Raw genomic sequence first — 4,657 nt, forward strand, 5'->3', positions numbered from 1 at the left:
CCGGAGGAGATCGAGATCAGCCGAGAGCCCCGGCCGGACAGTGTGCCGGCCCTGGTCCGCCACGTCACGGCACTGGGCCCGGTGATCCGGATCGACCTGGACCTCGAGGGCAGCGACCCGGTCGAGGTCTCCCTGCCACCGGCGCGCTGGCGCGACCTATGCGTCACCAAGGGCGATGCCGTACATCTTCGCCCGGCCAATGTCCGGATCTTTCCGGCGGCCTGAACCGTTCTGTGCATGACCATCCAAGCGGACATGCACGAGGCCAGCGCGCAAGCCATGACGATTGCCATCGACGTCCTGCCGCAGGAGGGCCTGCGGGCAATTCCGGCCATGACCCTGCCGGAGATCCGAAGCGGCACGGAGCTGTCGTCTTGAGTTCCGTTGCCACTCTTCCTGCCGAAGAGCGGATCGGGCGCAACCGGCTGGGAACGTCGGCCATCTTCATGGTCAACGGCACGGCCATCGGCCTGTGGGCCGTCCACATCCCGCTGATCGGTGCTGCGCAGCGCATCGACGAGTTCCTGCTCGGCATGATGCTGCTCACGGTCGCCGCCGGCGCCATTGCGGCGATGCCGGTGGCCGGCTGGCTGGCCGGCCGCTACGGGGCCGATCGCACCACCCTCGGCTTTGCCGCCAGCTTCGTACTGGTGATGTCGCTGCCGGTGCTGGCGCCGGGCCTGCCCAGCCTGTTCGCTGCGGCCCTCCTGTTCGGCATCTGCAATGGCGGCCTGGACGTCGCCATGAATGCCCAGGCCACCGATGTCGAGCGGGTCCGGGCGCGCCCGACCATGTCCTCGTTCCACGGCTTCTGGAGCCTGGGTGGGCTGGCCGGTGCCGCCATCGGCGGGCTGCTGATCGGGGTGGGGCTGGACGAGGGCGGTGCCATGCTGCTCGCCGTCGTCCTGTTCGCCCTGGTGCTGGCCCTGATCTGGCGCTGGGTGCAACCCCTGCCGGACCCGGACCGCCACGAGGCCGAGCCGCACTTCATGCTGCCCAACCGCGCCTCCCTGGCGCTGGGCCTGCTCGCCATGATGGTGATGGTGGTCGAAGGTGCGTCGGCCGACTGGAGTGCTCTGCACCTGATCCAGAACACCGGCGCTACCCCGGCCACGGCGGCGGCGGGCTTTGCCGCCTTCTCGCTGGCGATGGCCGGCTGCCGCTTCATCGGCGACGCGGCCACCGCACGCTTCGGCCGGGTCAGCGTGCTGCGCGGCGGCGGCGTCCTGATAGCACTGGGCTTCCTGGTCGCGACGCTGGTGCCGGTGGCGCCGCTGGCAGCGGCGGGCTTCGGCCTGATCGGCCTGGGCGCTGCCAACATCGTGCCGATCCTGATCGGTGCCGCGGCCCGCCTGCCGGGCGTGAGCCCGGGTGCCGGCGTCGCCGCGGTCACCACGATCGGCTATTTCGGCTTCCTGGCCGGCCCGCCGCTGATCGGCCTGCTGGCCCACGGGATCGGGCTCGCCGCTTCCCTGGGCCTGCTGGCACTGGCGGGTATCGTGCTGCTGCTGGCAGCCGGCCGGGTCGTCGTACGCGACTGAAGGTCCCTGCTACTGGGCGGTGTTCCCGCCATCCACCGGCAGGCAGGCACCGGTGATGAAGCTGGCATCGTCCGAGGCGAGGAAGGCCACGACCTTCGCGATCTCGGCGGGCTGGCCCACCCGGCCGAGCGGCAGGGCCTGGCCCATCCGCGCCAGCTCGGCCGCCCGGTCCGGCCCTTCCATCGCCCCGTCCAGCATGGTGGTGTCGGTATCACCCGGGCAGACCGCATTGACCCGGATGCCGTCGCGGGCATGGTCGATCGCCATGGACCGGGTGATCTGCACCACTGCCCCCTTGCTGGCGCCATAGGCCACGGCGCCGACCGCGCCCACCAGCCCCCAGTCCGAGGCGATGTTGACGATGGCGCCGCCGCCCTGGCGCTGCATCACCGGCAGCACCTCGCGGCTCAACCGGAACAGGGCGGTGACGTTGGTCGCCATGATCCGCTCCCAGTCTTCGTCGGTGCAGTGCAGCGCGTCGCCGCGGATGACGATGCCGGCATTGTTCACCAGCACGTCCAGCCGGCCGAACGTCGCGACCGCGGCTTCCGTGAGCAGCTTCGCAGCACCCGGATCGGTCACGTCGGCCTGGACGAAGCGGGCCTTCCCGCCACTGCCCGCCAGTTCCGCCTCCAGTGCCCGGCCGGCCCCGGCATTGCGGCCGGTGAGCAGCAGGCGGGCACCACGCCCGGCCAGCTCCCGCGCGATCGCCTGGCCGATGCCGGCAGTGGCTCCGGTGACGAGGATGGTCTTGCTCGACAAGGACATGGACGGAATCTCGCTGTTCTGGCTGAAGGGCGCTGGATCATTCGCGGCTGGTGCCGTGGTGGTCAACGCCGTCGCCCTTCCGCTATGAAGAGCCGCCCCTGGCCGGAAACCCGCCGATGATCCCCGTCACCCCGACCATTCAGCTGGACCCGCGCGAGCTGGACGAAAGCTTCGTGCGCGCGTCCGGCCCGGGCGGCCAGAACGTCAACAAGCTGTCGACCGCGGTGCAGCTGCGCTTCGACGTCCTGAACTCGCCCTCCCTGCCCGCGGACGTCCGCCAGCGCCTGATCCACCTGGCCGGCTCACGCCTGACCCAGGACGGCATCCTGATCATTCACGCGCAGAACTTCCGCACCCAGGAGCGCAATCGCGAGGACGCGCTGGCCCGCCTGGTGGCGCTGATCCAGGCAGCCGCGATCCGGCCCAAGACCCGCCGCGCCACCCGGCCCTCCAAGGGTGCGAAGGAGCGCAGGCTTGCGGCGAAGTCGCAGCGTTCGGGTGTGAAGTCGATGCGCCGGCGGCCGGCGGAGCACGATTGAGGGACAGGTCGATCAGATCGTCAGGAAGCGCACCATCCGGTCACCGAACGGATCGACGAACATCACTCTGCCGAGCGTCCGGCCATCCTGCAGGTCCTCGCTCAGCAGGACCGGCACACCCATCCGATCGCACACTGCCCAGATAAGAGCATCCCAGAGCGACAGCCGATGCCTTGCAACGGCTTCCATCGCGCGTGCGAGGTCGTCTGGCCGGTATGGCTCGACGGTGGCAAGCTCCAGATAGGTTCCGATCCGTCCGGCCAGTTCCTGCGGCGCCATCCCGGCCTTGCGCCGCAGCACATGGTGCAACTCGGCCAGTGTCTGCAGCGGGAGGAACAGGCGCTGCTCCGTCAGCAGGATCTCGATGATCGCCGCAGCCCTGAAATGACGAGGATCATCCGCGCGTCGCGCCGCATAAACCAGGATATTGGTGTCGACCCCGATCAACGGTCGTAGATCTCGTCCCGATTGAACTCGAACGATTCGGGAAACTCGACGCCTTCACGCAGCCAACGGACGAACTCGTCGATCCTGGCCTGCCGCTCTGTGGCGGTGGGGCGCGGTTCCGCAGAGACCGGCGCCATCTCGGCGATCTCCTGACCCCGCTTGGTGATCACCACCCTTTCGCCGGCTGCGACCTCAGCTAGCAGCTTGGCGAAGTTCTGGTTGGCTTCCCGAGCAGTCACCTTCCGCATGACCAACTCCGTCCTACATTGCCAGCAAATGTAGGACATGAGCCCGGCCTTCACAAGTGACAACGGCGCCGGTCTATTCCCCGGCGCCGTTGCATCGCATCACCCGCTGCGGGCCGCTCAGTGCCCGCCGCCGCTCATCGCCTTGACGATCGACTCGGTCATCTTCTTGGCGTCGCCGAACAGCATCATCGTGTTGTCCTGGCTGAACAGCGTGTTCTCGATGCCGGCATAGCCGGCTGCCATCGAGCGCTTGACGAAGAACACCGCCTTGGCCCGGTCCACGTCCAGCACCGGCATGCCGTAGATCGGCGAGGTCTTGTCGGTCTTGGCGGCCGGGTTGGTGATGTCGTTGGCGCCGATCACGTAGGCCACGTCGGCTTGGCCAAACTCGCTGTTGATGTCGTCCATCTCGAAGACGACGTCGTAGGGGATGTTGGCCTCGGCCAGCAGCACGTTCATGTGGCCGGGCATGCGGCCCGCCACCGGATGGATCGCGAACTTGACCTCCACGCCCTCCTTGGTGAGCGCGTCGTAGAGCTCGCGCACCGAGTGCTGGGCCTGGGCCACCGCCATGCCGTAGCCGGGCACGATGATGACCTTCTGCGCGTTCTGCATCATGAAGGCGGCGTCCTCGGCCGAGCCCGCCTTGACCGGCTTCTGCTCGCCGCCGGCAGCGACGGCACCACCGGTCTCGCCGAACCCGCCCAGGATCACGGAGATGAACGAGCGGTTCATCGCCTTGCACATGATGTAGCTGAGGATCGCACCCGAGCTGCCGACCAGGGCGCCGGTGATGATCAGTGCCTGGTTGTTCAGGGTGAAGCCGATGCCGGCCGCCGCCCAGCCCGAATAGCTGTTCAGCATCGACACCACGACCGGCATGTCCGCCCCGCCGATGGGAATGATCAGCAGGAAACCGATCAGGAACGCCAGACCGACCACGATCCAGAAATCCATCGGCGCCTGACTGTGCCAGAACCCGAAAGTGAAGAACGCGATGGCGAGCAGCACCGCCAGGTTGATCAGGTGCCGACCGGGCAGCAGGATCGGCGATCCGCTCATATTCCCATTCAGCTTGGCAAACGCGATGACCGAGCCGGAGAAGGTGATCGCG

Annotated in this window: 8 protein-coding genes; 4 read left to right on the forward strand and 4 right to left on the reverse strand. The window is 68.1% G+C overall.

Annotation, left to right across the window (positions count from 1 at the left end; all coding sequences use genetic code 11):
* The 3 genes from VNS22_RS22550 to VNS22_RS22560 all read left to right on the forward strand — a co-directional run.
* Positions 1-225: TOBE-like domain-containing protein (locus tag VNS22_RS22550; RefSeq protein WP_325736495.1), on the forward strand; the 225-nt coding region annotated here is incomplete at its 5' end.
* 30 nt (positions 226-255) lie between these two features.
* Positions 256-378, forward strand: a complete 123-nt coding sequence (locus VNS22_RS22555; RefSeq protein WP_325736497.1) for a hypothetical protein — start codon at positions 256-258, stop codon at positions 376-378.
* Positions 375-1,541: an MFS transporter gene (locus tag VNS22_RS22560; protein WP_325736499.1), complete on the forward strand. Its 1,167-nt coding sequence runs from the start codon at positions 375-377 to the stop codon at positions 1,539-1,541. Before VNS22_RS22555 ends, VNS22_RS22560 begins: the two co-directional genes overlap by 4 nt.
* A gap of 9 nt (positions 1,542-1,550) precedes the next feature.
* Here VNS22_RS22560 and VNS22_RS22565 read toward each other — a convergent pair whose 3' ends face one another.
* Positions 1,551-2,309 carry a glucose 1-dehydrogenase gene (locus tag VNS22_RS22565; protein ID WP_325736501.1) on the reverse strand — a complete coding sequence of 253 codons (759 nt, stop codon included), beginning with the start codon at positions 2,307-2,309 and terminating at the stop codon, positions 1,551-1,553.
* A 116-nt stretch (positions 2,310-2,425) separates the two neighbouring features.
* Here VNS22_RS22565 and arfB point away from each other — a divergent pair, with 116 nt between their 5' ends.
* Entirely contained in the window at positions 2,426-2,848 is a 423-nt protein-coding gene (gene arfB / locus VNS22_RS22570) for an alternative ribosome rescue aminoacyl-tRNA hydrolase ArfB (RefSeq protein WP_325736502.1), read from the forward strand.
* A 12-nt stretch (positions 2,849-2,860) separates the two neighbouring features.
* On the opposite strand, the gene VNS22_RS22575 is transcribed toward arfB, so the two are convergent.
* From VNS22_RS22575 to VNS22_RS22585, 3 genes are all read right to left on the reverse strand, one after another.
* Positions 2,861-3,295, reverse strand: a complete 435-nt coding sequence (locus tag VNS22_RS22575; protein WP_325736504.1) for a PIN domain-containing protein — start codon at positions 3,293-3,295, stop codon at positions 2,861-2,863.
* A complete protein-coding gene (locus VNS22_RS22580; protein ID WP_325736506.1) occupies positions 3,292-3,543 on the reverse strand; it encodes a type II toxin-antitoxin system prevent-host-death family antitoxin in 252 nt (83 codons plus the stop codon). The genes VNS22_RS22575 and VNS22_RS22580 overlap by 4 nt, the downstream gene beginning before the upstream one ends.
* A 117-nt stretch (positions 3,544-3,660) precedes the next feature.
* The coding region (locus tag VNS22_RS22585; RefSeq protein ID WP_325736508.1) for an NAD(P)(+) transhydrogenase (Re/Si-specific) subunit beta at positions 3,661-4,657 on the reverse strand (997 nt) is incomplete at its 5' end.

The sequence above is a fragment of the Geminicoccus sp. genome (assembly GCF_035556675.1).
In the GTDB taxonomy this organism is placed as follows: Bacteria; Pseudomonadota; Alphaproteobacteria; order Geminicoccales; family Geminicoccaceae; genus Geminicoccus.

Excerpts from the sequence above, each read along its gene's own strand:
- VNS22_RS22555 (WP_325736497.1), top strand. The coding sequence starts at position 256 with ATGCACGAGGCCAGCGCGCAAGCCATGACGATTGCCATCGACGTCCTG.
- VNS22_RS22565 (WP_325736501.1), bottom strand. The coding sequence starts at position 2,309 with ATGTCCTTGTCGAGCAAGACCATCCTCGTCACCGGAGCCACTGCCGGC.
- arfB (WP_325736502.1), top strand. The coding sequence starts at position 2,426 with ATGATCCCCGTCACCCCGACCATTCAGCTGGACCCGCGCGAGCTGGAC.
- VNS22_RS22580 (WP_325736506.1), bottom strand. The coding sequence starts at position 3,543 with ATGCGGAAGGTGACTGCTCGGGAAGCCAACCAGAACTTCGCCAAGCTG.